This window comes from Nocardioides insulae DSM 17944 (genome assembly GCF_000422825.1).
In the GTDB taxonomy this organism is placed as follows: domain Bacteria; phylum Actinomycetota; class Actinomycetes; order Propionibacteriales; family Nocardioidaceae; genus Nocardioides; species Nocardioides insulae.
This window is the reverse complement of record NZ_AUGU01000015.1, coordinates 177406-201801: the sequence shown is the minus strand read 5'-3', so window position 1 is coordinate 201801 and position 24396 is coordinate 177406. Positions and strand designations below refer to the sequence as shown.

The window sequence follows — 24396 nt, the reverse complement described above, 5'->3', positions numbered from 1 at the left end:
CACACGGAGGGATACGGGGTTCGCCCCGGACCTCCGACGCGACCCGGTCGGTCAGCCGACCAGCTGGGTCGACCCCACCCGGTCCCGTTCCGGGGTCGGCTCCACCGTCTCATCGGCCGCTCGATGGAGCTCGATGGCCTCCTGGATCGGCTGCTGGGCGTGCCCGATCGGGTCGACCAGCCGTTCCAGCCGGCTCGCCACCGGTGGGGCGGCGAGGGCCAGGGAGAGCCCGATCGCCCCGACGACGGTGACCACCAGGGAGAGCATCGGAGCGTCGCTCGCCCAGGCCGGGTAGGAGGCGTACTCGAGCCCCTTGATCACGAACCCGTGGAAGAGGTAGACGATCAGCGTGGCCGCCCCCAACCGGGAGAACCAGCCCCCGACCCGGGGCACGAGCGCGAGGAAGGCCAAGGCCCCCACAGTGCCGACCACCAGCACCGCGGCCCGGGTCACCATCGCCCGCTCGTCACCGACGTCGAGGTCCGGGTATCGGGTCCGGTAGTAGAGCCACTCGGTCGAGGCCAGCCGATCCAGGTACGCCGTCAACACCAGGATCGCGGCCAGCACCACCACGGCGCCGCTGCGCAGACCGGGACGGCGCAGCCGGGCGAAGTGCTCCGGAGTCGCCACCAGGCCCAACACGAAGAAGGGAAGCAGCCCGAAGACCCTGGCCAGATCGAGGGTCTGGCCCGCCCAGAGACCCGAGATGAGGCTGACCAGCACCGCCACCGAGACAGGCAGCCACGGACGTCCAGGCAGTCGCGCGAACAGCGGCGTCAGCAAGCGCCAGAAGAAGAGCGCGGAGAGGTACCACAGCGGCCAGTGCGGGTCGGCGTACAGGTTGTCCAGCGTCTCGCCGCCGACGTAGATCCGGAAGAGCGCGAACGCCGTCTCGAAGACGAGATACGGCACCGCCACCGTGCGGATGAGCTTGAGCAGGCTCCCGCGGGAGTAGTCGAAGCGTCGGGAGAGATACCCGGTGACCAGCACGAACGCCGGCACGTGCCAGGCGTAGACGAAGTCGTAGAGGTGCTCGTTCAGTGCGGTGTCCGGGAGCAGCGTGAGGGCGTGCCCGACCACCACGAGGGTCACCAGCGCCATCTTCGCGTTGTCGAACCAGGGATCTCGCTCGGCCATGGCACTTGGCTACCGACCGATTCTGAGAGCCCTTCTCAGGAACCGTTCCGGAGCCCGCCCTCGCGGCGTCTCACTCAGCGGGATCGGCCGGGCCCGGATGTGTCGTGCCTCACCCGGCCGGGTCAATCCTGGACGAGGCCGAGCCCGAGGTACTCCGCCGCGTAGGTGCCGACGAGCAACAGCTCGGCGTACTGCGCCACCTCGGTGCCGGCCTCGGCGGCGACGGTCTCGACGTGGACTCCCCGCTCGCCGGCCGCGGCCAGCAACCGGGCCCGCTGCTCCTGTACGACGGGCTCCTCGCTCCCGTCGTCGAGCACGAGCAGGACGGCGCGGGCGGGATGGTCACCCTCGGCGAAGGGGTCGTCGAAGACGCTGCGGGAGGACGTCGCCTCGATCACCGGAAGGAGGTGCTCGACGTCGCCGGCGACGGTCGCCCGTCCGCTCGTGCGGCGCAGCAGCTCGGCCACTCGTCGAGCTGCCCGGGCCGCCAGCACCGAACCGCCCCACACGACCGGGGTGGCATCGGCCACCGCGATCGCCAGCGTCTTGCCCGGATTGACCGCGAGATCGCGGTGCGGCGAGCAGGCGAACGCGACCCGGTCGAGGGCGTCGGCCACCCGGTCGGCGTCGGTCTGCGGCCCCAGCTTCGCCCGGTCGAGGAAGGTGAGCACCGTGACCGCCGTGGCCAACGGGTCGCCGGTGCGCACCGGCAGGATCGTGGTCCACCGCCCGGCCGCGTGCTCGGCCACCATCGAGCCCTCCGGGCAGGCCACCACCAATTGGCAGCCGCGCCGGACCGCCTCGGCGACGGCCGAAGCCGTACCGGGATCGGTGCCGTCAGGGGCGAGCACCACGACCAGGTCCAGCCCGCCGGCCCACCCGGGAAGACCCGGCTGCGGCCACGCCACGAACGGCACCGGACAGGTGGGTTCCAGGACGGCACGCAACAGCCGCGAATCCGGGCCGCCGGCGACCACCGCCCGGGGCGCACCGGCCTGCGCGGCCTGGCTCACCGCGGCCTCCACCGCCTCCGCGGCCTCGACCGCCTCACGGCGTACCCGGGCACCGGACTCCGCGAGCGTCCGCAGCCGCAGATCGGCGGAGCCCAGGGCGCGCTCGTCGTCGAGCCGGGATTCGTCGAACCAGGTGACCATCGCTCGCTCCGTTCCAGCCGGTGGATTCAGTCCCGCGCGCGCCGGGCCTCGTCGACCAGCAGCACCGGGATGCCGTCACGCACCGGATAGGCCAGGCCACAGGTGCCCTGGCAGACGAGTTCACCGTCGTCGGTGCTCTCGGGGGTCTCCGTCGGCGTCAGCTCACCGTGGCATTCGGGGCAGATGATGATGTCGAGCAACTGTGGGTCGAGTCCCAGGGAGGTCATCGGTGGTCCTTCCGGATCAGGGCGAGCGCCTCGTCGCGCACACGGGTCAGGGTGGGCAGGTCGCGGCCCTCGACGTTGAGCCGCAACAGCGGCTCGGTGTTGGAGGGGCGGACGTTGAAGCTCCAGTCGGCATGCTCGACGCTCAGTCCGTCGAGCCGGTCGAGTGAGACACCGGGCAGGTCGGCGTAGGCCTGCTCCACGGCGGCCAGCACGGCGGGCACGTCGGCGACCTCGGAGTTGATCTCGCCGCTCACCGGGTAGCGCTCGTAGTCGGCCAGCAGTGCACTCAGAGGGCCCTCGCTCCCGGCCAGGGCGGCCAGCACGTGCAGGGCGGCCAGCATCCCGGAATCGGCCCGCCAGAACTCCCGGAAGTAGAAGTGCCCGCTGTGCTCCCCTCCGAAGATCGCGTCGGTCTCGGCCATGGTGGCCTTGATGAAGGAATGCCCCACCCGCGTGCGCACCGGGGTGCCACCGTGCTCGCGGACGATCTCGGGGACCGCCCGGCTGGTGATCAGGTTGTGGATCACCGTGGCGCCCGGTTCCTTGGCGAGCTCGCGGGCCGCGATCAGCGCGGTCACGGTGCTGGGCGGGACCGCCCGGCCGCGCTCGTCGACGACGAAGCACCGGTCGGCGTCGCCGTCGAAGGCCAGACCGAGGTCTGCCCGCTCGGCCCGCACCCGCTCCTCCAGGTCGACCAGTGTCGACGGGTCGATCGGGTTGGCCTCGTGGTTCGGGAAGGTGCCGTCGAGCTCGAAGTAGAGCGGTACCAGGTCGACCCGGTCACGCAGAGGCTCGAGGACCGCCGGCACGGTGTGACCCGCCATGCCGTTGCCGGCGTCGACCACGACCCGCAGACGCCGGGCGGCACGGCCCTCGGCGCCGGCCGGGAGCGGGGACAGGGTGAGCAGGTGGGCGGCGTACTCCTCCAGGACGTCGGTGGTCACGATCCTGCCGGTCGTCGCCCCCTCCGGAACGGGAGCGCCGGCCAGCACCAGCTCGCGGATCTCCGCGAGACCGGTGTCACGCCCGATCGGCAGCGCCCGGGCGCGGCACATCTTGATCCCGTTGTACGCCGCCGGGTTGTGGCTCGCCGTGAACATCGCCCCGGGCAGCTCCAACCGGCCGGAGGCGAAGTAGAGCCCGTCGGTGGAGGCCAGTCCGATGAGCACCACGTCGGTGCCGCACTCGGTGACGCCCTCGGCGAAGGCGCCGACCAGCTCCGGCGAACTCGGCCGCATGTCGTGCCCGACGACCACCCGGTCCGCCCCGACCACCTGGGCGAAGGCGCGTCCGATCAGCCGGGCCAGGTCGGCGTCCAGCTCGTCCGGCACCAGGCCGCGCACGTCGTAGGCCTTGAAGACCCGGTCGAGGGCGACAGCGTCCGGGGAGCGGATCTCCTCCTGCGCACTGGCCATGCGGCCGAGCCTATCCGGGTGTGAGCGCGGCGGCGCGCCGCCGGGGTGGTCTCGCATCGTCCCGAGCATGTAGAGGCCGGCGAGCGGCCGGGATCAGTCGCTGCTGAGAACTCGCAGATGGCCCTTGCGACGGGTCTCGTGGGCACCTTGCTCGGCCGAGGGCGCAGGGGCCGGCGGGACCGGCCGGGCGGCCTCGCGCACCGCGTCGGCCAGGGCGAGCAGGTCATCGTTGGACGGGCCGGGGTCGTGAGCTGGTGTCGCCAGTCGCAGCACCTCCCACCCGCGCGGTGCCGAGAGACGCTCGCTGTGTTCGGTGCACAGGTCGTAGGCGTGCGGCTCGGCGAAGGTCGCCAACGGCCCCAGAACGGCGGTCTGATCGGCGTACACGTAGGTCAACGTGCACACCGCGGGACGGCCGCAGGCCGAGCGCGAACAACGACGGGCGAGACTCACGACGCAGACGGTACTCCGGGCTCCTTTCGCCTCGGATTAGGCTCGCGGGCATGGAACCCCGGCGTGCTGTTTCCCACGCGTCCCCGACCCCGGACGAGCACGGTTCCTCCGCCGCAGACCCGACCGGTCCCGGTCTGCCACCGGGCGCACCGAACAGCGGGCAGGCTTCTCCGGCGGCCGCGGTACGCCGCCGCACCCGCGACCGTCGCGGCCGCGGCATGCGCGGACCCGGCGTGGTCCCCTCCCAACCCGGCGTACCGGAACTGCGCACCCGGCGGGAGCGTTTCGACGACCTGGCGCTCGGGCTGCTGACCGAGGTCGACGCGCGCTGGCAGGACCGACTGGGCCGGATCGAGTACGCCGTCGAGGATGTCCCCCACCTCCCGGCGGACTGGGAGTCCGACACGGTGCCGCTCGCCTCGCTCGTCCGGGGCCAGGGCACGACCCCGACCAGACTGGTGCTCTTCCGCCGTCCCATCGAGCACCGCTGCGTCGATCGGGCCGATCTCGGGGCGGTGTTGCTCACGGTGATCGTGGAACAGTTCGCCGGACTCCTCGACCTCGATCCGGAGGACGTCGACCCGCGCTACGAGGCCGACTGAGCCCGCTCGGGCGGCCCCGACCGCTCTCGGGCCGCAGCGGATGGCTGCCGATTCTCTCGGGCGACCGCCGATCGATCCGGCGTGGCGAGCTTCGCGAGGCGACTGCGTCCGGTGACAAGAGGGATCGATGGCACGCTGGAGCCTGTCGAGCGAGCGCCAGCGGCGTGCCGCATCGCGGCGCGCGGCAGGCGGACTCGATCAGTAGATCCTCAGGGCAGTCCCGGAGCAACGTCGGGGCTCGCGCCCGTGCGGACCAGCGGACGAAGACCGACCACCGACCGACCGGTGTCGCCGTCGAGCACCACCGCTCCGGCCAGGGTGGTGCGGCGGGGCTCGACCTCGACCATCGCCGTCCTGTCCGGAAGGTCGAGAGTGGCGGCCAGATCGGGCTGGAGCTCGACCCGCTCGCTGGCCAGCTCCTCGCCGTCCGCGTCGCGGGCGGTCACCACGGCCAGGCCGACGGCGTCCGCGCCACCGAGGACCAGTTCCTTGCCTGCGTCGCCACCCTCGGGAAGGAGCAGCGTGGTGGTCTCCGCCACCGCCCGGGCAGGCACGGTGAAGGCGAGGTCGCCGCCGGCCTCGGTGCGCAGGCTGGTCGTGATCTCATCGGACCCCTCGACCAGTATCCCGACCGCGCCCTCGGCGACGTCCGAGTCGAGCAGTGCGGTGAGGTCGACATCCACGACCGACTCGGGCGGAACGGTGATCTCGGGGGCCTCCTCGGGCGCGAAGACCGAGTCGTCGGTCACGATCCTGATCTCGGCCCGGACCTCGTCCTGACCGGGGTTGGTGACGGTCAGCCCCCGGTCACCACCGCCATCCGGTAGCCCGAGGAGCAGGTTGTCGGTGGCGGGTGCCGGCTGGGCCGGCAGCCAGTCCTCGGCCACCTCACCGGTGCCGATCTCCTCGGTTCGGTCGCGCACCGTGATCCCGAGTTGGCCACGGACCACCTCCGCCAGGAGGGTCATGGTGCCTCGGCGCGGCATCTCCCGGCCGAGGTCGAGCTCGACGGTGCTGTTGCCGGGCACGGCGATGCCACGAACGTCGGGGACGTCGAGGAGACCGCCTTCCCCGTAGACGGTGAACTCGGCGATCGCCGGCCCGGTGTTGGGGTTGACCAGCTCCACCACCGAACTGTGCGTCGGCCCTGCCCCCACTCCGGTGAACCACTGGGCCGAGCTCACCGGGGCACAGTCGACGACGCCGAGCGGGTCCTCGGAGGAGCGCGTAGCGACCAGGTCTGCAGCCAGGTCGCCGGTGGCCGTGACGGCGGCGGGGCCGTCAGGGGTCGCCGAGGCCTCGGCGGACGCGGCGCCGCCGGAGGGCACCTGCACCTCGGCCGGTTTCTTGCCGGTGATGGTCGCGGTGCCCGAGGGGTCGCCCGCCGAGCCGACCGACAGGTCGGTGGCATCGCCCAACTGTCCCGGGCAGGCGAGCGCGGCCCGGGCGAGCGGGGTCTCGTGCGCCGGTCGGGCTTCATGCTGGCTGGCCTCGGGCGAGACCAGCAGAAGCACCGCACCGAGCACGACGGGGAGCAGTACGGCGAGGAACACGGTCACGTCGAAGCCACGCCGCGGAGCGCTTCGTCCACCGGATCCCCCGCGGCCGCCGGCGTCGCCGCGGCGTTCGCTCGACGCCGTGGGCCCGGCAGGCTCGCCGGGCTCGGTGGGTACAACAGGCTCGGCGGGCCCGGCGGGCACGGCAGCCTCGGCGGGTCCGTCCGCTTTGTCGCCGGGCCGGGCCGGTGCGGCAGTCTCGGCCGTCTCCGGGCCGGCCGTCTCCGGGCCGGCCGTCTCCGGGGTGGCCTCGGGCGTGCCGGTCTCGGACGTCTCCGGGTCGGCGGTCTCGGGCGTGCCGGTCTCGGGCGTGCCCGGGTCGGCGGCCTCGGGCGTACCGGTCTCGGGCGTGCCGGTCTCGGGCGTGCCGCTCGCGGGGGTTTCGTCGGGATCGACCCGGGCATCGGGTCGCGCCGGGGCGGTCTCCTCGCCCCGTGTTTCCTCCTTCGGCACAGCGGCGTGGCTGCGCCAGGGGCGCTCGGATCCCTCGTCGGTCGAGGGCCGCTCGTCCTCGGGCCGGTAGTCACCGCGATGGCTCATCGCGAACGCCTCCTCTCGATCGTGGGAAGACAGAGCACGGCCACGCCGATCAGGGCCAGCGCCTGGATGACGAGCAACACGATGCGCCACCATTCCTGATCGCCGCGCAACTGGTCGGCCGAGGCAGTCTCGTCCAGCTGCCAGGCGCGGCTCCCGCGGTCGGCGGAGCTGGCTTGGGAGAGACCCCCGGTGGCGTCGACGGCGCTGGCGACCCCCGCGTCGGCCGGCGCCGGCAGGACGACGTACCGGATCCCGGCAGCGGCCAGGTCGGTCACGGTCTCCTCGCTGGTCGCGCTCGAGACGAAGTCGCTCACCAGGGCGGTGAACCCGTCGTCCTCCGGCGTCAGGGCCTCGATCTCGTCGTCGCCGAGCGTGACACCGTCGCCTCGGACCACGGTGTAGTCGAGCCCGGACTCGGTGGTGCCGCGCAGCACGAGGATGCCGTTCTCCGGGGCGTCGCGTGCGTCGGTGAGCATGTACGCCGGCAGGCCGTCGTCGATGCCGTCGGCCATCTCGTCCGCGCCGGTCGACACCCACCAGGCCAGCCCACCGACCGGGGCGAGGACGGCGATCAGCGCCACGACGCCGGCGACGGGACGCCGCCAGCCGCCGAGCCCCTCGGCCAGCACACCCTGCGCGCCGAGGACGGCGGCGAGCACCGCGGCACCTTGCAGGACGACGAGCGCGAAGCCGAGCCCGGCCGGCGAGGTGGCGGCGCCGAGGTCGAGCGAGACGAAGGAGAGGGCAGCGGCCACGACCGCGGTGACCACACCGGCGGTCCAGCAGATGAGCACCGGGATCCGGGTGCGGCTCGGGATCAGGGCGAGCAGGGCGAGCACCGGAAGCACGAGCCCGAGCCACCACGGAGCGCCGGCCCAGTCGCCGGCCTCGCCGAGTCGGCCGAGGAGCAGGCCGGTGCCGTCGGTGGCCGGCATCGGAAGTCGGCCACCGTCGAGCAGCAGGGCGCCGCCCGCGCCGTGGACCAGGGCGGGCAGCCACCAGGGCAGGAGCACGACCACGGGCACGAGCAACGCCACCGCCGGCGGGCCCCAGGTGGATCGGTCGCGCATCGCGGACCGCAGCAGTGCGAACGCGACCGCCAGCACGACCACGCCGAGCACCACCGCGACCAGCCAGGCCATCGGGGTGAAGGCGACGATCATGGCGAGCAAGAGCCCGGTGCGCCAGCCGGCCCGCCAACGCCGGTCGGCCTCGGGGTCGGCGAAGCCGAGCGCCGCATGGGCGAGCCAGGGCAGCGCGGTGGCGGTCACGACCGTGCTGAGCCGGCCATCTCCCCAGGCGCCGCTGGTGGCCGCGATCAGGGCGTACGCGGTGGCGCCCCACAGGATCAGGCTGCGCGGCGCGCCGTGCACCGACACCAACCGGCCCAGCACCCGGAGCAGACGCCACGCGCCCCACAGCGCCAGCGGGAAGGCCAGCACCAACACGACCGAGACCGCGACCGCCGGCTTCCCGGCCAGCACGGTGGCCAGCAGCGCCAGCGGCAGGAGGTACGCCGGGGCGGGCACCTGGGTGCCCTGGCCGAGCACGTGCCAGGAGTCGAAGTGGAGCGACCACCACTCGCCGACCCCCTCGGGCGCCGGCGAGAGGCCGCCGCCGGAGACCGGCCCGAACGCGTCCCGGGCGGCGATCAGGCCGAGCACCACGGTGATGGCGAGGAGCACCGCGACCGGATTGGTGAAGAAGCGGGCGGCAAGGCCGGTGTCTTCGGGAATGGCGTCTGGGTCGTCCGGGTCGACCACCGGACGGCGGGCGGCGAAGGACGCGGGATCCTGCTCGGCCTTGGCCGCTCGGCGACGCTCCGCGACGTCGGCGGCCTGGTCGGTGGCGGCGGAGACCACGTCGCCGACGAAGTCCAGCCCGTGCCGGTACGGAAGCCACCACGGGGGCAGCAGCCGACGAACCTGCGCCGGCGGGGTGTTCTGCCGGCCGTGCCGTTCGCGGCGCCCGGCGTGGACCGCCCCCGGCCGGGAGTAGACCGAGGCCAGGGCCGCGAGCTCGTCCAGTGCCTCGCCGACCGATCGGACCAGCAGGAACCCGACCATCCGGATCAGGGTGCCCAGCAACAGTCGGACCAGCTGGAACGGGAGGCTGCGCCGGCGGCAATTGACCAGCAGCGTGTAGAGCGCGGCCCGGCGCTCCTGGTAATGGGTGTGACGGCCGGTCAGGGGGGTACGCCGCACGCCCCGATGCGCCGCCTCGGCGTGGAAGACGACCGCGGCCGGCACGACGATGGTGCGCGCCCCGGCGGTCGCGGCCCGCCATCCGAAGTCGATGTCGTTGCCGAACATCGGCAGGTGCTCGTCGAAGCCGCCCAGCTCCTCGAGCACCCGGCGCCGGACCAGCATCCCGGCGGTGTTGACCGCAAGCACGGTGCGGATCTCGTCGTGCTGCCCCTGGTCGTACTCGGCCCGCTCCAGCCCGGTCTCGCGGCGGCCGGTGCCGGAGATGGTGACGCCCACCTCGAGCAGCCGGCGCAGGCTGGGCCACTCCCGCAGCTTCGGACCGAGCACGTCGACCTCGGGGTGCTCGGCGGCCGCCGCGAGCAGGGCCTCGAGGGCGCCTGGGCCGGGTGTGGAGTCGTCGTGCAGGATCCAGATCCACTCGGGGCCGGCCTGGTCGACCAGGTCGGCCTGATCTGCTTCCTCGGCGGCCCGTCGGCGTACTTCATCCAGGCCGAAGGCGATCGCCTCGGGGAACGTGGTGGCGGCCTTCAGCCGGTGGACCTCGCCGAAGGCGGCCCGGAGCAGGTCTGGTCCGTCGTCCTTGCTCCCGGTGTCGATGGCGACTACCCGTGCGGGCTGGACTCGCTGCGCGGCGACGCCGTCGAGCACCGTGGGCAGCCAGCGGGCCCCGTCGTGGCTGACGAGGAGGAGAGCGACCGAGGGATGCACGATCTGAAACCCTAACGGTCGGCTCCCACATTCCCCCGCTCGCCGGTGAGCACGAGAGATCGGCGTCTCAAATGCAGCAGACCCCGGCTCTCACCGGGGTCCTGCTGCTGAACCTGATCAGACTGCGCGCTTCTTCAACTTACGGCGCTCCCTCTCGGAGAGACCGCCCCAGATGCCGAACCGCTCGTCGTTCATCAGTGCGGACTCCAGGCACTCGGCCCGGACCTCACATGTCTGGCAGACCTTCTTGGCCTCCCTGGTGGAGCCGCCCTTCTCAGGGAAGAACGCCTCCGGATCCGTCTGTGCGCACAAGGCGCGTTCCTGCCATCCCCCGTCTTCTTCTACGGCGTCCGGCTCGAGGAGAAACAGCTCTCTCATATCTTTCGCCTTTCGACCCGTGATGTGGTGCTGTCCCGAGCACCCGGGTCGAGGATCACGTCGCCGCCCCACCCCGACCCCGGCGAAACAACACTGGTGAAATTACATGCCTGTCGTAGCGCCAAGTCAAGCCCGGTGTCTGCTAGGAAGACGGTTTCAGCAGGCGGCCGGCGCCCCTGGTGACCACCACCACCCGCACACGCCCGACCCCGGGACCGCCGGAGCGCGTCCTCGGCCCTGGTGGACAATCGCGGGCATGAAGCAGATCACGGTCCTCTCCGGCGGGCACGGTGGCGCCCGTTTCCTGTCGGGTCTCATCCACGGCATCCGTCGCGGCACCGTGCCGGGGGTGGACACCGATGCCCAGGTGACCGTGATCGCCAACACCGCAGACGACCTGTGGATGCACGGCCTGAAGATCTCCCCCGATCTCGACACCGTGATGTACACGCTCGGCGGCGGCCTCGATCACGAGCGCGGCTGGGGACGGACCCAGGAGACGTGGAGCATCAAGGAGGAACTGGAGACCTACCAGGTCCCCGGCGTCTGGTTCGGGCTCGGCGACCGCGACATCGCCACCCACCTGGTCCGCACCCAGATGCTGGAGGCCGGCTATCCCCTCTCCCAGGTCACCGAGGCGCTGTGCCGGCGCTGGCTCCGACCCGCCCACGGCGACGGCGTCCGCCTGATCCCGATGAGCGACGACCGGGTCGAGACCCACGTGGTGATCGCCGACGACGACGAGCCGAGCGGTCGACGTACCGTGCACTTCCAGGAGTACTGGGTGCGGCTACGGGCCGGCGTCCCGGCGGAGATGGTGCTCGTGGTCGGGATGGAGCAGGCCCAGCCCGCCCCCGGCGTCATCGAGGCGATCACCGAGGCGGATCTGGTGATCCTGCCGCCCTCGAACCCGGTCGTCTCGGTCGGCACCATCCTCAGCGTGCCCGGCGTGCGGGCGGCGATCCGGTCGACGTCCGCGCCGGTGGTCGGGATCTCCCCGATCATCGGCGGCCACCACGTCCGCGGCATGGCCGAGCAGATGCTGGCCTCGATCGGCGTCGCGAGTACGGCGGAGGCGGTCGGCCTCCACTACGGCGCCCGGTCCGGCGTGGGCGTGGTGGACGGGTGGCTGGTCGACGAGAGCGACTCCGCGGCACTGCCCGCGCTCGAGGGTGCCGGGCTGCGGGCGGCGGCGGTGCCGCTGTGGATGCGCGATGAGGAGACCACCTCGGCGATCGCCGCCGCCGCGATCGCGCTGGTCTCCTGATGTCCTCCTCGGACGGTGCCGAGCAGGCTGAGACCCGGCCCGGGCGGATCACGCTGCTCGCCCCCGACGGCGTCGGCGAGGTGACCGAGGGGGACGATCTGGTCGGCCTGCTGCTCGACGCGCTGGCCGGGACCGGGGAGCGCGTGCGCGACGGGGACATCGTCGTGGTGACGAGCAAGGTGGTGGCCAAGGCGGAGGGCAGGGTGCGCCCCGCCACGACCCGTGATGCCGAACTGGCCGGCGAGACCATCCGCGTGGTCGCCCGGCGGGGACCGGTGAGCATCGTGCGCAACCGGCTCGGTCTCACCATGGCCGCGGCGGGGATCGACGCCTCCAACGTCCGGGCCGGCTCGGTGGTCCTCCTCCCCCTCGATCCGGACGGTTCGGCGCGGGCTCTGCGCGCAGAACTCCGCGCCCGCACCGGTCGCCAGGTGGGCGTGATCGTGTCTGACACCGCGGGCCGGGCCTGGCGCGAGGGCCAGACCGACCTCGCCATCGGAGCCGCCGGCCTGCAGGTGAGCGAGGAGTACGCCGGCCGGGTGGACGCCCACGGCAACGAACTCGCGGTCACCGCACCCGCCGTCGCCGACGAGCTCGCCGGCGCCGCCGAACTGGCCAGCGGGAAGCTGGGCGGACGCCCCTTCACCCTGGTCCGCGGTCGGGCCGACCTGGTCCTGGGGTCCGGCGCCGGGGACGGTCCCGGCGCGGCCAGCCTGATCCGTCCCGAGGGCGGCGACTTCTTCGGGTACGGCGCCCGCGAGGCGGTCGTCCGGGCGCTCACCGGTGATCCCGGAGACCTGGCGCCGTTCGGCGCCCCGGCGCCGGCTGCCGACCTCGCCGACGCGCTGCTCCGGGTGACCGGCGTGGCGGCGGACCGGCACGGGGCTGCTCCGGGGACCCGAGGGGACGACGTACTCGTGGTGGAACTGTCCGCGAACGATGCACGGGTGCGGGCCGTCGCCTTCGCCCACGGCTGGGTGGTCGAGGCCGAGGGGCACACCGCTTCGTCGCTGCGACCAGCGACTCCGTAGACTCTGCGCGACCTGCGACACCCGCTACCCCAGCGACTCCCCCACCAGCACGAGGTAAGCCGAGCCGTGGCCAAGAAGTCCACCAAGTCCGACCGCCAGGCGGTCATCGACGACATCCGCAAGAAGCAGAAGAGCGCCGAGCGCCGGCGCGGCTACACGATCGTCGCCGTGTGCAGCCTGGTCGCGCTGCTCCTGGTGGGCTACGCGTGGATCGACGGTGGCCTGCCCGGCAGTCCGAAGTGGTTCGAGAAGCGGCAGTGGGACCAGAAGGCGATCGATGAGATCGGGCAGCCGGCCGCTGAGGTCTGCAAGGACATCACCACCCACGCCGCCGACGGCAACCAGCAGCACGTGCCGCAGGGCCAGTCGGTCGACTACTCCACCGCGCCGCCCGCCTACGGACCGCACTGGAACGTCGCCGGGGTCGCGCCCGCTCCGATGGGCAACAAGTACTACGCCCCCGGTGAGCGCCCGGAGCTCGAGGCGCTGGTGCACAATCTCGAGCACGGCTACAACATCGTCTGGTACGACGAGGACCTCGCCGCCGACGACGAGAAGCTCGCCGAACTCGAGGCGATCACCCGCAAGTTCCCCGGCACCGAGAACTTCCGCAACAAGATCATCGTCGCGCCCTGGACCGAGGCCGACGAGACCGGTGAGAAGTTTCCCGAGGACGCCGACATCGTTCTCACCCACTGGTCCATCGGCGGCACCGGGGGCCCGGGCATCGAGGACCCGACCAAGCAGGTCGGTGTCTTCCAGGAGTGCTCCGACGTCTCCGGTGAGGCGATCGCCGACATGATGATGAAGTACCCCTACACCGACTCCCCGGAGCCCAACGCGATGTGATTCGGCCTCCCTCGAGGCCGCCGCTGTGGGCATACTCGGTTCATGGCGACCACGCGCACGCCCTGGCCCGTACCACCGACCCATGCCGGTGAGTGGGTTCGGCTCGTCCCGCTGACCGCGGATCTGGTCGACCTCGACCTGGCCGCCTACCGGTCGAGTCCGCGCGCGATCGCCGCCCACGCGCACGGCGAGTGGCCGCCCGATCTCACCCGCGAGCAGGATCTCGAGATGATCGCGGCGCACGAGCGCGAGCACGCGGCGGGTGAGGCGTTCGCCTATGCCGCCCTGGCCGCCGAGGCGGACCGCCAGATCGGGTCGGTCTACCTACGGCCGCTCGCGGCCCACCTCGACCGGGCCGGCGCCACTGTCGAGCGCGCCGAGGACGCCGGCGCCTTCCTGACCTTCTGGCTGATCGACGACAACAGCGCCCGCCCGGGGGCCACCCCCGTGCTCCGCGAACTGCTCGGCTGGCTGGCCGACTGGCCGGGCCCCGAGGCCCTGCTCCGTGCGCTCCCGGAGGAGGTCACCACCACCGCTGCGGCCCGGGCCCTCCACCTCGAGGAGTTGCATGCCGCCGACCAGGAGCTCCCCTACCGCTGGTTCACCACCGTCCCGCAGGCCTGAGCGCCCGGCTTCCTACTACGCACCCGTGGCCGGCTCGGCCCGTCGGCTGCTGCCGTGGACGGTCATGGTGCGGCCGTACGGCAGGATCCGCCGCGGCCGGAGTGTCCCGGCCGTGCGGGGTTCGGTCGGTGCGAGGTCGCCCTCCAGGCGCCGCCCGAGGCGGGTCAGGTCAGATGCTCGCGCCGGGCCTGCTTGAGGCCGGCCACGACCTGCTTGACCTGCTGGGCCCGGGCACGGGTGGTGACCAGGACGGCGTCGGGGGTGTCGACGACGACGACGTCGTGGAGTCCGACCACGGCCACGGTGCGTCCGCTGTGCGGCACCACCAGTCCGGTGCTGTCCAATGCACTGACCAGGTCGTCGTCGCCGAGCACGATCGGTCCCTCCGAGCCCGCCGCCCGCGCCTGGTCCAGAAGCGCGGCGAGCGCATCGAAGTCGCCGATGTCCTCCCAGCCGAACTGGGCCGGCACGGTGGCCACCCGGCCCGCCGCGGCGGCGGGTTCGGCGACGGCGTGGTCGAGCGCGATCGCGGGAAGCTCCGGCCACAGCTCGGGCAGCCGGGCCGGGTCGGCCGCGATCTCGCGCAGCCGGGCCGCGAACTCGGGGTGCCAGCTCGCCAGCAGGTCCAGCAGGACGCGAGGACGGACGACGAACATGCCGGCGTTCCACCGATAGCCGCCGCGGGCGAGGTACTCGGTGGCGGTCTCGACAGAGGGCTTCTCGACGAACTGGTCGACCACTCCGGCGCCCTCCACCCCGGCCAGCGGCCCCGCCTCGTGGATGTAGCCGAACGCCGCGGAGGGGAAGGTCGGCTCGATCCCGATCGTGACCAGCCAGTCCTCGCGAGCCACCGCCACGGCGGTGCGCACCGCGTCGGCGAACCGGTCCTGGTGGGTGATCACGTGGTCGGCGGCGAAGGAGCCCATCACCGCCTCCGGGTCCCGCCGCTCGAGCAGCGCGGCCGCGAGCCCGATGGCGGCCATCGAGTCACGGGGGGACGGCTCGGCGACCACGGCGTCGGCGGCCAGCTCGGGCAACTGCCCCCGCACGGCCTCGGCATGGGCCGCGCCGGTCACCACCACGAACCGCTCCCCCACCAGCGGCGCGAGCCGGTCATGGGTCTCCTGAAGCAGGGTGCGGCCGCTCCCGGTGAGGTCACGGAGGAACTTCGGCATCGCCGAGCGCGAGAGCGGCCACAGCCGGGTGCCGGCCCCACCGGCCGGGATCACCGCCCACACGTGCGCCAGCGCCCTACTCCCGGCCGCTCCAACCTCCCGTGGCGTCCCGCTCATGCGCCCACCCTAGGGGCACGTCCACGGCCGCCCCGCCGGAGGCACCGGGCCGGATGGGAGAGTGACCCGGTGACCACCTTCAGCACCGTCCTCGAGCGTCAGCTCCGCCACGAACCCGGCCGCCCGCTCGTCACCTTCTACGACGAGTCCACCGGCGAGCGCGTGGAGCTCTCCGTCGCCACCTACGCCAACTGGGTCGCGAAGTCCGCCTCCCTGCTGGTCGAGGAGCACGATCTCGAGCGCGGCATGTCGATCCGCATCGACCTGCCCACGCACTGGCTCACCACGGTGTTCCTCGGCGCCGCCTGGCAGGTCGGTCTGGTGGTCTCCGACGGCGGTCCGGCCGGCCCGGAGCGCCCCGACGCCGTCGTGTGCGGACCGGACTCGGTCGCCGAGTGGGCGCCGTACGCCGCCGAGCTGCCGGTGCTCGCCTGCTCGCTGCTGCCGCTGGGGGTCCGGTTCACCGACCCGCTCCCGTCCGGCGTCCACGACGTCGGCATCGAGGTGTGGTCCCAGCCCGACTCGTTCATCCCCTGGGACCCCGCCCGGCCCGAGGATCCGGCCCTGGCCCTCACCGCCGCTGCCGAGTCGCTGCACCGCACCCAGGGCGACCTGTGGAGCGCGGCCGCCGCCGGAGAGTCCCCTCGACCCGGCGGCGACCGCCTCCTGTCCGAGGCGAACCCGGCTTCCCCACCAGGTCTCGCCTCCTTCACCGAGCCGCTCCGCGACGGGGGCTCGGTGGTGCTCGTGGTCCACGCCGACCCCGACCGGCTGGAGGCCATCGCGGCAGCGGAGCGGGCCACCGTCCGTGGTCCGCGCTGATCCTCCGGCCGGACCACGGTCCGGGCCTCAGCCGAGCAGGTCGAACCCGCCCATCCCCTGACCGAGCGGCCGCGGCTTGCCCAGTCCGCCCCGACGGTTGCCCAGGAGCACGTACAGCGAGCCGTCGGTACGACGCGCGATCACGTCGCTGTGCCCCTTGAGCCCCACCGAGCTCACCGCCACCGTCTGGTCGAAGCCGGCCAGGTCGGGGCCGATCGACCGGGGCGCGGAGAGTCGCCCCGACGCGGTGCCGTAGTAGGCGCGCAGTCGGTTGCCCACCCGGAGGAGGATGTCGGGGGCCGAATCGGCGTTCCACCGACCGACCGCCAGGTTGACCTGACCGGGGAGGTTGCTGCCCAGCACGCGTGCCACCCGCAGCGCGCCGGGCCCGCGGCCGGCGTACACGCGCAGCTTGCGGTCGGCTCCCTGGGCCAGCAGGTCGGGCCAGCCGTCACCGGTCATGTCGCCGGCGGGGGTCACCAGCGTGGCCCGGGCGAAGCCGGCACCGATCCGGCGAGGCGCGGAGAACCTGCCCGTCCCGCGACCGGTGAACAGGTTGACCGCCCCGGTCCGGGTGATCCCGATCAGGTCGCCCTTGCCGTCCCGGTCCCAGTCCCCGGCGTTGAACACCCGGGTGTAGCCCCGCAGGTTCACACCGGTGGCGAGGGGTCGACCCAGGCTGAAGGTGGGGGCTGTGGCGGTGATGCGCAGGCTCGCCCCCGAACTGCTCAGCACGTCGGGCTTGCCGTCACCGGAGAGCTGCGCGGCTCCCAGGATCCGGCCGGCCCGCCGGAGTGCGGGCAGCGGCCCGAGGGACACCCCGAAGGTGCCGTTGCCCCGGCCGAAGAACAGCCGGCTCTGCCCGGTGCGGCTCGACCGCGCCAGCAGGTCGCCGTGCCCGTCGCCGGTGTAGTCGCCCATCCCCACGATCGCGTCGTACCCGCGCCAGTTGCCGGCCACCCGACGGGGGGCGCCGAAGGCGGGCCGGAGCCGGCCCGTCCCGGGCCTCAGCCACAGCCGGCCGCTCTTGTCGCGAGCGAGCAGGTCCGCGCGGCGGTCCCCGGTCAGGTCGCCGGCGCCCACCAGCAGGTCGTACCGGTTCCATCCCCCACCGCGCAGCCACACGCCGCGCAGGCGGCCGGTGCCGGTGTTGACGTACGCCGTGAGCCGGCCGCTCCGGGGATGCCGGCCGATCAGGTCGTTGCGGCCGTCCCCGCTGATATCGCCGACGGCGACCAGCAGGTCGCGGCCGGCGAAGATCCGGCGCGGTGTCCGGCCGGAGTAGCCACCGAATCCGCCCGCGCCATTGCCCGCCCGGACCTGGCCGCGCCCGGCGCCACCGATGACGTAGAGGTCGCCTCGGCCGTCGCCGGTGAGGTCGGGGGTCGCCAGGGTGCGCCCGACGGTGCGACCGGCCGAACGGCTCTTGGCGAACCGGACGGTGCCGCCGGTCGGGATGACGTACCCCTGACCGGTGCCGCGTGCTCGGGCGATCAGATCCGGGTACGCCGACCCGGCCAGATTGCTGTTCCTGGCCCCGGAGCCGAGACCCGGCACGGTCGGCTGGGTCGGCGGGGTCGTGGGTGTGCCCCCGCCCTGGGCCGCCTTGGCGCGCCGCCGGATCGCCGGCAGTTGGGCGTAGAGGTAACGGCCCGGGCAAGCTGTCGACTTGGTGTCGCGGTGTCCGATGATCGCCGGGAAGGACCGACCGTGCAGGGTGACCCGCTGCTGGGGATCGATCCCGTGCAGACCCAGCTTCCAGGCCATGATCCGCCCGAACGCGGCGAGCACCGCGGTACCTGGCCGCGCGATCTCGTAGTTGCCGATCACCGAGACGCCGAAGGCGACGTCGTTGTACTCCGACGCGTGCGCGCCGATCACCGGGCGGGTGATGCCGCCGGCCCGCCCCTCCCAGATCCGGCCCCACCTGTCGACCAGGAAGTTGTAGCCGATGTCGGACCAGCCACGGGAGCGGGTGTGGTAGGCGTAGATGCTCCGGATGATGCCGGGCACCTGGGCCTGGGTGTAGTCGTTGGCGTTCACGGTGTGGTGCACGATGCCGGCCCGGATGACGCCGTACCTCGGGCTGCCGTCGCGCAGCGACTCGTTGGCCCCCCACTGGGCGCGGGTGAAGATCCGCGGCTGCGCGGCGCGTCCCGCCGCCTGCAACTCGAGTCCGTCCTCCGCCAGTGCTTCCGACTCCTTCCCCGTCGGCGGGACCTCTTCAGCGCCGTCGGGGGTGGTGGCGACGGCCGGGGGCTGGGTGCTGGTGCCACCGGCCTCGCCGGGGTCGACCACGGCGAGCCGCAGGTCGCTGGGCAGTTCCGCGGTGGGCAGCTCGACCCGCACCTGGGCCTGGTCCACCTCGCCCACGAAGAGCAGATCGGTGCCCGGGCGGGCCTGCCGGCTCTCGGCGGCATCCGCGGTCTCGGCATGATCCGGGTCGTAGTCGAGATGGTGCCATTCGCTCCAGGCGCCGTCGGTGAGGGTCCTGACCTCGAAGGTCTCCTCCCCCACCGAGACCAGCTCCTGGCCCGCGGCCCAGGTGAGCCCGACCGCGCCGTACCCGCTGACCTGTTGGGGAGCGCTGGTCACGACCGAGACGCCGACTTCCCTCCCCGGGGACTCGGTGGCGTGACCTGCGACCACGCGGGGCGCGGTGACCGGCGGCAGCGATCGTCCGGTAGGACGCTGGACGGCACGGGTCCCGGTCAGGGCGATCTCACGCAGGTCGGCATCCACCGGACCGTCGGGGACAGCGGCCGTCTCGGCCGCGACGGTGGTGGCCTCGGACCGGTCGTGGTCCGGAGCGGTCCCGACGACGTCGAGGCTCACGACCGACGCGGCGGGTACGAGGACGGCACAGACCGTACCGAGCACCAGCAACTGCTGGCATCCGGCGACGAATCGGGTCTTGCTGGCACGCATACGTAGTCACTCCAGGTGTGGGGGAAGGTCACACGCGGCAGCAACTTTCACACGAGTCACAGGCGGCACGCCAGAGCGCGTGAGTAACTACAATCCTGTAATTTCCATTCGACACGCCGAGGCGTCGCACATTTTTCGTGCGCGACGGGCTAGGTCGACGTCCGAGTGGCCGGGTGGATACGTACCGCGGGGTCGGCCGAGACCAGCGACCGGAGCGAACGGATGCAGCGCCGAGAGGGTCGGCCGGGGATCGGGTCGGATCAGATGTCGGCGCCGAGGTTGTCGTCGTCGGCGTCGAGGTTGTCGACCTCGTCGGGCTGGTCCTCATCGTTGCCGTACTTGAGAAAGCGGATGCCCTCGTCGACGTCGCCGTCGAAGGCCTTGACGCCCTTCTCCAGCACGATGACCCGGTTGCACATCTTGCGCACCGACCCGGCAGCGTGGCTGACGTAGACGATCGTGCGCCCGCTCTCCCGGATCTCCTGCATCTTCTGCATGCACTTGCGCTTGAACGGCTTGTCACCGACCGCGAGCACCTCGTCGGCCAAGAAGATGTCGCAGTCGACATGCACGGCCACGGAGAACCCCAGCCGGGCGTACATGCCCGAGGAGTAGTGCCCCACCGGGGTCTCGAGGAACTTGCCGATGTCGGCGAACTCGACGATCTCGTCGAAGTGGCGGTTGGTCTCCCGCTCGCTGAGCCCGAGGATCGCCGCGTTGAGGTAGATGTTCTCGCGGCCGGTGAGCTGGGGGTGGAACCCCGCCCCCGTCGCGATCAGACCGGCGATCCGACCCCGGGTCTTAACGCTGCCCGAGTCGGGCCGCATGGTGCCGTTGACCAGTTTGAGCAGGGTGGACTTGCCGGACCCGTTGAGGCCCATCAGCCCCAACGTGTCTCCCTGCTCCAGGGTGAAGCTGACGTCATCGACCGCACGGAAGCTGTCGGTGGTCTGCTGGCCGCGGATCTTGGCCACGGTCAGGTCCTTGAGATTGCGGTGATAGCGGAGGGTGAACTCCTTGACCGCATTCTCGACCTGGATCGATACGGCCATCAGAGTCGCTCCGGAATCTTGTTCTCGAGCCTGGTGAACACCCGCTGGGCGATGAGCAGCAGGACAGCGGCGACCGCGATCATGATCAGGCTCCGCTCGAAGAGGTGGCTCGGCATGTTCATGGCATCGGTCGCGGCCGGGTCGTTGGTCGAGCCGACCCAGAAGGCACGCTGGAACAGACACACCGCGATGGTGAGCGGGTTGGCCAGATAGACCTCGGTCCAGAAGTCGTTGAGCCGCGCGAAGATCATGGTCAGCGGGTAGACCATCGGCACGCCGAAGCGGACGAAGTGCAGCATCAGGTTGACCGCGCTGCCGAAGTCTCGGAAGAACACGTTCGCGGTGCTGAAGAACAGCGCCAGCGCGGTGCCGAGCAGCATGATCAGCGTCAGTGCCAGTACGACCGCGAGCATCCCGCCGGCGTCCGGCAGCCAACCGTAGGCCACCGAGGCGATCAGCAGGATGATCATCGGCGGCACCACGTGGTAGAGCGAGACCAGCATCGCCGAGACCGGGAACATCTCCCGTGGCACCGCCATCTTCTGCACCAGCGACTTGTTGCGCACGATCGACCTGGTGCCCGAGGAGAAGGTCTCGGTGAAGAAGTGCACGATGATGAAGCCGGAGAAGACGTGGATCGCGAAGGTCTCGACGTTCTGCCCGCGCAGCATCACCTGCCCGAAGATGAACCAGTACAAGAAGAACTGGGACAGCGGGTTGAGGTAGGACCAGAACAGGCCGAGCACGGAGCCCTGGTAGCGGGCCTGGATCTCCCGCCGAACCAGCAACCGGAGCAGGTAGCGGCGACGGAAGACCTCCAGCAGGCCCTGGGTCGCCGACGGGGCCGCCAGCGGCGCGTCGACGACCCGGACCTGTGGTGCGGGTGCAGCCTCACTCATCGTCGTGACTCATCCTCACCGGGCTCCTCGAGCCACGGCCGGAAGGTCTCCTCCCACGCCTCCGGGGAGGTGATCGTCTGCAGCGCGGCGCGGTAGCGCTCGGCCAGGTCGTCCCAGTGGAGGGCCAGCTCCTTGTGGATCGCGACGGTCTGCTTCATGAAGCTGGTGAAGGTCGCACGGTCGCGACGGTAGAAGGCCTGCGCGCTGCCGTCGGGCAACGAGACCAGGGCGGAGTCGTAGCGCGCGACCTTGTGCCACTTCGCGTCCTGGGCCATGATCTCGGCCTCCGGGAAGGTCTCCGACGCCTCGCGCGGCTTGCGCAGCTGACGCAACGGCTGGAGCAGCGCCTGGACCGTCGCAGCCCGTCCGGAGATCACCGGCGAGGGCTCGCGACCCTTGCGCGGCAGCTTGTGGCGGCGCACCTCGGGAAGCTGGGAGGCATCGGTGATGTAGGTGGCGTCGTCGTATCCCTTGGTCATCTCCTTGAGCACCGGCAGCGTGGTGGGCAGCAGGTCGTGCAGCCGCTCGGGACCGGCCAGGACGTCTTGGAGTGCCTTGTGGCGCAGCGCGACGGTGGAGTACTGCATCGTCACCAGGTGCTTGATCTGGTGGTTGAAGCTCTCCTGGACCATCCGCCCGCCCCGCGGGTACTTCGAGTGGAGCAGGGCGGCGATGAAGCGGTTACGCACGTGGAAGTAGGACTGCCAGTCGAGTGCGTCGTTCTTGTCGGTCCACGGCACGTGCCAGACCGCGGCGCCCGGGAACGAGACGGTCGGGAAGCCGGCGGCCTTGGCCCGCAGGCCGTACTCGGAGTCGTCCCACTTGATGAACAGCGGCAGGGACAGGCCGATCTCGCGCAGGACCTCGGCGGGGATCAGGCACATGAACCAGCCGTTGTAGTCCACATCGATCCGGGCGTGCAGCCACCGGGTCGAGCGGATGTTGCGCTCACCGAGATCCCAGGCCGGGAACACGCCGGGCGCGGACCCCCACCAGAAGGGGTACTCGGCCACCCGCTCGCCGAAGCTGTGCAGCTGGGTCTTCTGGTAGATGCTGAACATGTGGCCGCCGACGATGGTCGTGGTGCGGCACAGGTCACCGAAGGTGATCGCTCGGACGATGCCCTCGGTCTCGCACTCCACGTCGTCGTCGAGCATCATGACGTACGTCGAGCGGCCCGCCTTGAGCCCCTCGTACTGCGCCCGGGCGAACCCGCCCGAGCCGCCGATGTTGCCCTGCTCGACGACCCGCAGCTTCTCCCCCAGGGCGGCCTGGGCCGCGGGGAAGAACTCGGAGTCGACGACCTTCTCCTTGCCCTGCTCCAGGACGAGCACCTCGTCGAGGAACTCGTCGAGCTGCTCGGAGTCGCCCAGCTGACCGAGCAGCTTGGCGCAGAAGTCCTGCCGGTTCATCGTGGTGATGCCGATGGTGACGGTGCCGTGCTCGGCACGGTCGGCCGGGACCTCGGCGGTCCACTCGGCACCGGTGACCACGGCGTCCTGGTCGCCGGCGATGACGTCGTACCAGTACCAGCCGCCGTCGACGAAGGGCTTGAGCGGCAGGTCGAAGGAGTACTCCCCCGAGCCCGCCTCGACGGTGGCGAAGTCCACCCGCTGCGAGCGGCCGTTGGAGAGTGACCGGTAGACGATCACCGACGCACCCTCACCCTGCACACGGACGGTCAGCCGGACCTGCTCGACGATGGTGTGCCGACGCCAGTAGGAGGCCGGGAAGGCGTTGAAGTAGCTGCCGAAGGACACGCTCTCGCCCTCGGTCACGCGGAACGCGGTCCGGGACTCGATCTGATCGGGGTGGATCTTGGCGTTCACCTTGGCGGCGTTCTGGATCCGGCTGGCGATCGCGTTGGCCTCTTGGGCGGCCCTCGAGCTGCCGATGTCGAACTTGTCCGCGTCGAGGGCGGCGGGGTCCGGGTCGACGTAGAGGCGGATCACGTCGGTGTCGCGCTCGGCCGGCATGATCTGGCGCTGGAGCAGCCGGGTCACGGTCGGCGCGTCCTCGGCGGCGTACGTCGCAGCCGTCGTCTGGGTGGTCACTCGTCGACACCTCCACTCTTCAGCGGCGCACCCTCGGCGAAGTGCGGCCGCAGCTTGTTCTCGAACATCGACAGCGCGGAGGCGATGGCCATGTGCATGTCGAGGTACTTGTAGGTGCCGAGTCGGCCACCGAAGAGCACCATCGGCTCCTGCTTGGCCAGGTCGCGGTACTTGCGCAGCTTCTCGCGGTCCTCGGCGGTGTTGATCGGGTAGTACGGCTCGTCGTCGTCCTCGGCGAATCGGCTGTACTCGTGCACGATCACGGTCTTGCCCGGCAGGTAGGTCCGCTCGGGGTGGAAGTGCTTGAACTCGTGGATCCGGGTCCAGGAGACGTCCTCGTCGGCGTAGTTCATCACCGCGCAGCCCTGGAAGTCGTCGACCTGCTTGACCTCGGCCTCGAGGTCGACGGTCCGCCAGGAGAGGCGGCCCTCGGAGTTGTCGAAGTACTCGTCGACCGGGCCGGTGTAGACGATCGGCACCTTCCCCTTGTACGTCGCCTGCCAGTCGTCCTCGAAGAAGTCGGCCTCCAGGCGCACCTCGATGTTGGGGTGCTCGGCCATCCGCTCCAGCCAGGCGGTGTACCCGTCGACCGGCAGGCCCTCGTACTTGTCGTTGAAGTACCGGTTGTCGAAGTTGTAGCGCACCGGGAGGCGGCTGATGATGTCGGGGCTCAGCTCCTTGACATCGGTCTGCCACTGCTTGGCGGTGTAGCCGCGGAAGAAGGCGTCGAACAGCGGCCGCCCCACCAGGGAGATGCCCTTCTCCTCCAGGTTGGTCGCCTCGGCCGTGTCGATCTCGCTGGCCTGCTGGGCCACCCAGGCGCGGGCCTCGTCGGGCGTCATCGCCTTGCCCACGTAGGAGCAGATGGTGGCCAGGTTGACCGGCATCGAGTAGATCTGGTCCTGGTAGCGGGTGAAGACCCGGTGGGAGTAGTTGGTGAAGTCGGTGAACCGGTTGACGTACTCCCACACCTTCTCGTTCGAGGTGTGGAACAGGTGCGCCCCGTACTTGTGCACCTCGATCCCGGTCTCGGGCTCCCGTTCGCTGTAGGCGTTGCCGCCCAGGTGGGAGCGACGCTCGAGGATCAGCACCTTGAGGTCGAGCTCGGCGGCACAACGCTCGGCCACGGTCAGTCCGAAGAATCCGGATCCGACGATGACGAGGTCGGGAAGGTCAGGGGACACAGCAGGGGTCGACACGA

Annotated in this window: 20 protein-coding genes; 6 read left to right on the top strand and 14 right to left on the bottom strand. The window is 71.6% G+C overall.

The genetic code is table 11. From position 1 onward, the window contains the following. Nucleotides 1-51: 51 nt before the first annotated feature. The 5 genes from G515_RS20095 to G515_RS0107635 form a co-directional block, all read right to left on the bottom strand. Nucleotides 52-1137 carry an acyltransferase family protein gene (locus tag G515_RS20095; RefSeq protein WP_051217995.1) on the bottom strand — a complete coding sequence of 362 codons (1086 nt, stop codon included), beginning with the start codon at nt 1135-1137 and terminating at the stop codon, nt 52-54. A 122-nt stretch (nt 1138-1259) separates the two neighbouring features. Further along, a complete protein-coding gene (locus G515_RS0107650; protein WP_028659685.1) occupies nt 1260-2291 on the bottom strand; it encodes an SIS domain-containing protein in 1032 nt (343 codons plus the stop codon). 26 nt (nt 2292-2317) lie between these two features. Then, nucleotides 2318-2518, bottom strand: coding sequence for a Trm112 family protein (locus G515_RS0107645; RefSeq protein WP_211220977.1), 201 nt, complete (start codon nt 2516-2518; stop codon nt 2318-2320). Further along, entirely contained in the window at nt 2515-3933 is a 1419-nt protein-coding gene (locus G515_RS0107640; RefSeq protein WP_051217994.1) for a phosphomannomutase/phosphoglucomutase, read from the bottom strand. Before G515_RS0107640 ends, G515_RS0107645 begins: the two co-directional genes overlap by 4 nt. A gap of 93 nt (nt 3934-4026) precedes the next feature. Continuing rightward, on the bottom strand, nt 4027-4386 hold the full coding sequence (locus G515_RS0107635; protein WP_028659682.1) for a DUF3499 domain-containing protein: 360 nt from the start codon (nt 4384-4386) through the stop codon (nt 4027-4029). A 50-nt stretch (nt 4387-4436) separates the two neighbouring features. Between G515_RS0107635 and G515_RS0107630 the strand changes: the two genes are divergently transcribed. Next, the gene (locus G515_RS0107630) at nt 4437-4988 is read left to right on the top strand and encodes a metallopeptidase family protein (protein WP_245565287.1); all 552 of its coding nucleotides are present in this window, start codon (nt 4437-4439) and stop codon (nt 4986-4988) included. Nucleotides 4989-5197: 209 nt separating this feature from the next. Here the strand turns inward: G515_RS0107630 and G515_RS0107625 are convergent, their stop codons facing one another. The 3 genes from G515_RS0107625 to G515_RS0107615 all read right to left on the bottom strand — a co-directional run bounded on the left by G515_RS0107625 (nt 5198) and on the right by G515_RS0107615 (nt 10377). Next, on the bottom strand, nt 5198-7084 hold the full coding sequence (locus tag G515_RS0107625; RefSeq protein WP_028659680.1) for a DUF5719 family protein: 1887 nt from the start codon (nt 7082-7084) through the stop codon (nt 5198-5200). Next, entirely contained in the window at nt 7081-9999 is a 2919-nt protein-coding gene (locus G515_RS0107620) for a glycosyltransferase family 2 protein (RefSeq protein ID WP_028659679.1), read from the bottom strand. The genes G515_RS0107625 and G515_RS0107620 overlap by 4 nt, the downstream gene beginning before the upstream one ends. Before the next feature lie 117 nt (nt 10000-10116). Further along, a complete protein-coding gene (locus tag G515_RS0107615) occupies nt 10117-10377 on the bottom strand; it encodes a WhiB family transcriptional regulator (protein ID WP_028659678.1) in 261 nt (86 codons plus the stop codon). 256 nt (nt 10378-10633) lie between these two features. Here G515_RS0107615 and cofD point away from each other — a divergent pair, with 256 nt between their 5' ends. The 4 genes from cofD (at nt 10634) to G515_RS22585 (ending at nt 14148) form a co-directional block, all read left to right on the top strand. Then, complete coding sequence (gene cofD, locus G515_RS0107610; protein ID WP_028659677.1) at nt 10634-11644, top strand: 2-phospho-L-lactate transferase; 1011 nt, start codon at nt 10634-10636, stop codon at nt 11642-11644. Then, nucleotides 11644-12675 (top strand): coenzyme F420-0:L-glutamate ligase, encoded by a 1032-nt coding sequence (gene cofE, locus G515_RS0107605; RefSeq protein ID WP_051217993.1) that lies wholly within the window; start codon nt 11644-11646, stop codon nt 12673-12675. The genes cofD and cofE overlap by 1 nt, the downstream gene beginning before the upstream one ends. 66 nt (nt 12676-12741) lie before the next feature. Next, nucleotides 12742-13524: a DUF3105 domain-containing protein gene (locus tag G515_RS0107600; RefSeq protein WP_028659675.1), complete on the top strand. Its 783-nt coding sequence runs from the start codon at nt 12742-12744 to the stop codon at nt 13522-13524. Nucleotides 13525-13566: 42 nt separating this feature from the next. Next, nucleotides 13567-14148 (top strand): hypothetical protein, encoded by a 582-nt coding sequence (locus G515_RS22585; protein WP_028659674.1) that lies wholly within the window; start codon nt 13567-13569, stop codon nt 14146-14148. Nucleotides 14149-14312: 164 nt separating this feature from the next. Here G515_RS22585 and G515_RS0107590 read toward each other — a convergent pair whose 3' ends face one another. Beyond that, entirely contained in the window at nt 14313-15440 is a 1128-nt protein-coding gene (locus G515_RS0107590) for a mannose-1-phosphate guanylyltransferase (protein WP_028659673.1), read from the bottom strand. A 69-nt stretch (nt 15441-15509) separates the two neighbouring features. On the opposite strand from G515_RS0107590, the gene G515_RS20085 reads away from it, so the two are divergent. Further along, nucleotides 15510-16262: a TIGR03089 family protein gene (locus G515_RS20085; RefSeq protein WP_036554765.1), complete on the top strand. Its 753-nt coding sequence runs from the start codon at nt 15510-15512 to the stop codon at nt 16260-16262. A 27-nt stretch (nt 16263-16289) separates the two neighbouring features. Here G515_RS20085 and G515_RS22580 read toward each other — a convergent pair whose 3' ends face one another. From G515_RS22580 to glf, 5 genes are all read right to left on the bottom strand, one after another. Then, complete coding sequence (locus tag G515_RS22580) at nt 16290-19190, bottom strand: FG-GAP-like repeat-containing protein (protein ID WP_051217992.1); 2901 nt, start codon at nt 19188-19190, stop codon at nt 16290-16292. A gap of 260 nt (nt 19191-19450) precedes the next feature. Continuing rightward, the gene (locus tag G515_RS0107575) at nt 19451-20242 is read right to left on the bottom strand and encodes an ABC transporter ATP-binding protein (protein ID WP_036554763.1); all 792 of its coding nucleotides are present in this window, start codon (nt 20240-20242) and stop codon (nt 19451-19453) included. Further along, the gene (locus G515_RS0107570) at nt 20242-21141 is read right to left on the bottom strand and encodes an ABC transporter permease (RefSeq protein WP_028659671.1); all 900 of its coding nucleotides are present in this window, start codon (nt 21139-21141) and stop codon (nt 20242-20244) included. The genes G515_RS0107575 and G515_RS0107570 overlap by 1 nt, the downstream gene beginning before the upstream one ends. Next, a complete protein-coding gene (locus G515_RS20075; RefSeq protein WP_245565286.1) occupies nt 21138-23195 on the bottom strand; it encodes a glycosyltransferase in 2058 nt (685 codons plus the stop codon). Before G515_RS20075 ends, G515_RS0107570 begins: the two co-directional genes overlap by 4 nt. Then, nucleotides 23192-24394: a UDP-galactopyranose mutase gene (gene glf / locus G515_RS0107560; protein ID WP_028659670.1), complete on the bottom strand. Its 1203-nt coding sequence runs from the start codon at nt 24392-24394 to the stop codon at nt 23192-23194. Before glf ends, G515_RS20075 begins: the two co-directional genes overlap by 4 nt. Nucleotides 24395-24396 lie beyond the last annotated feature (2 nt).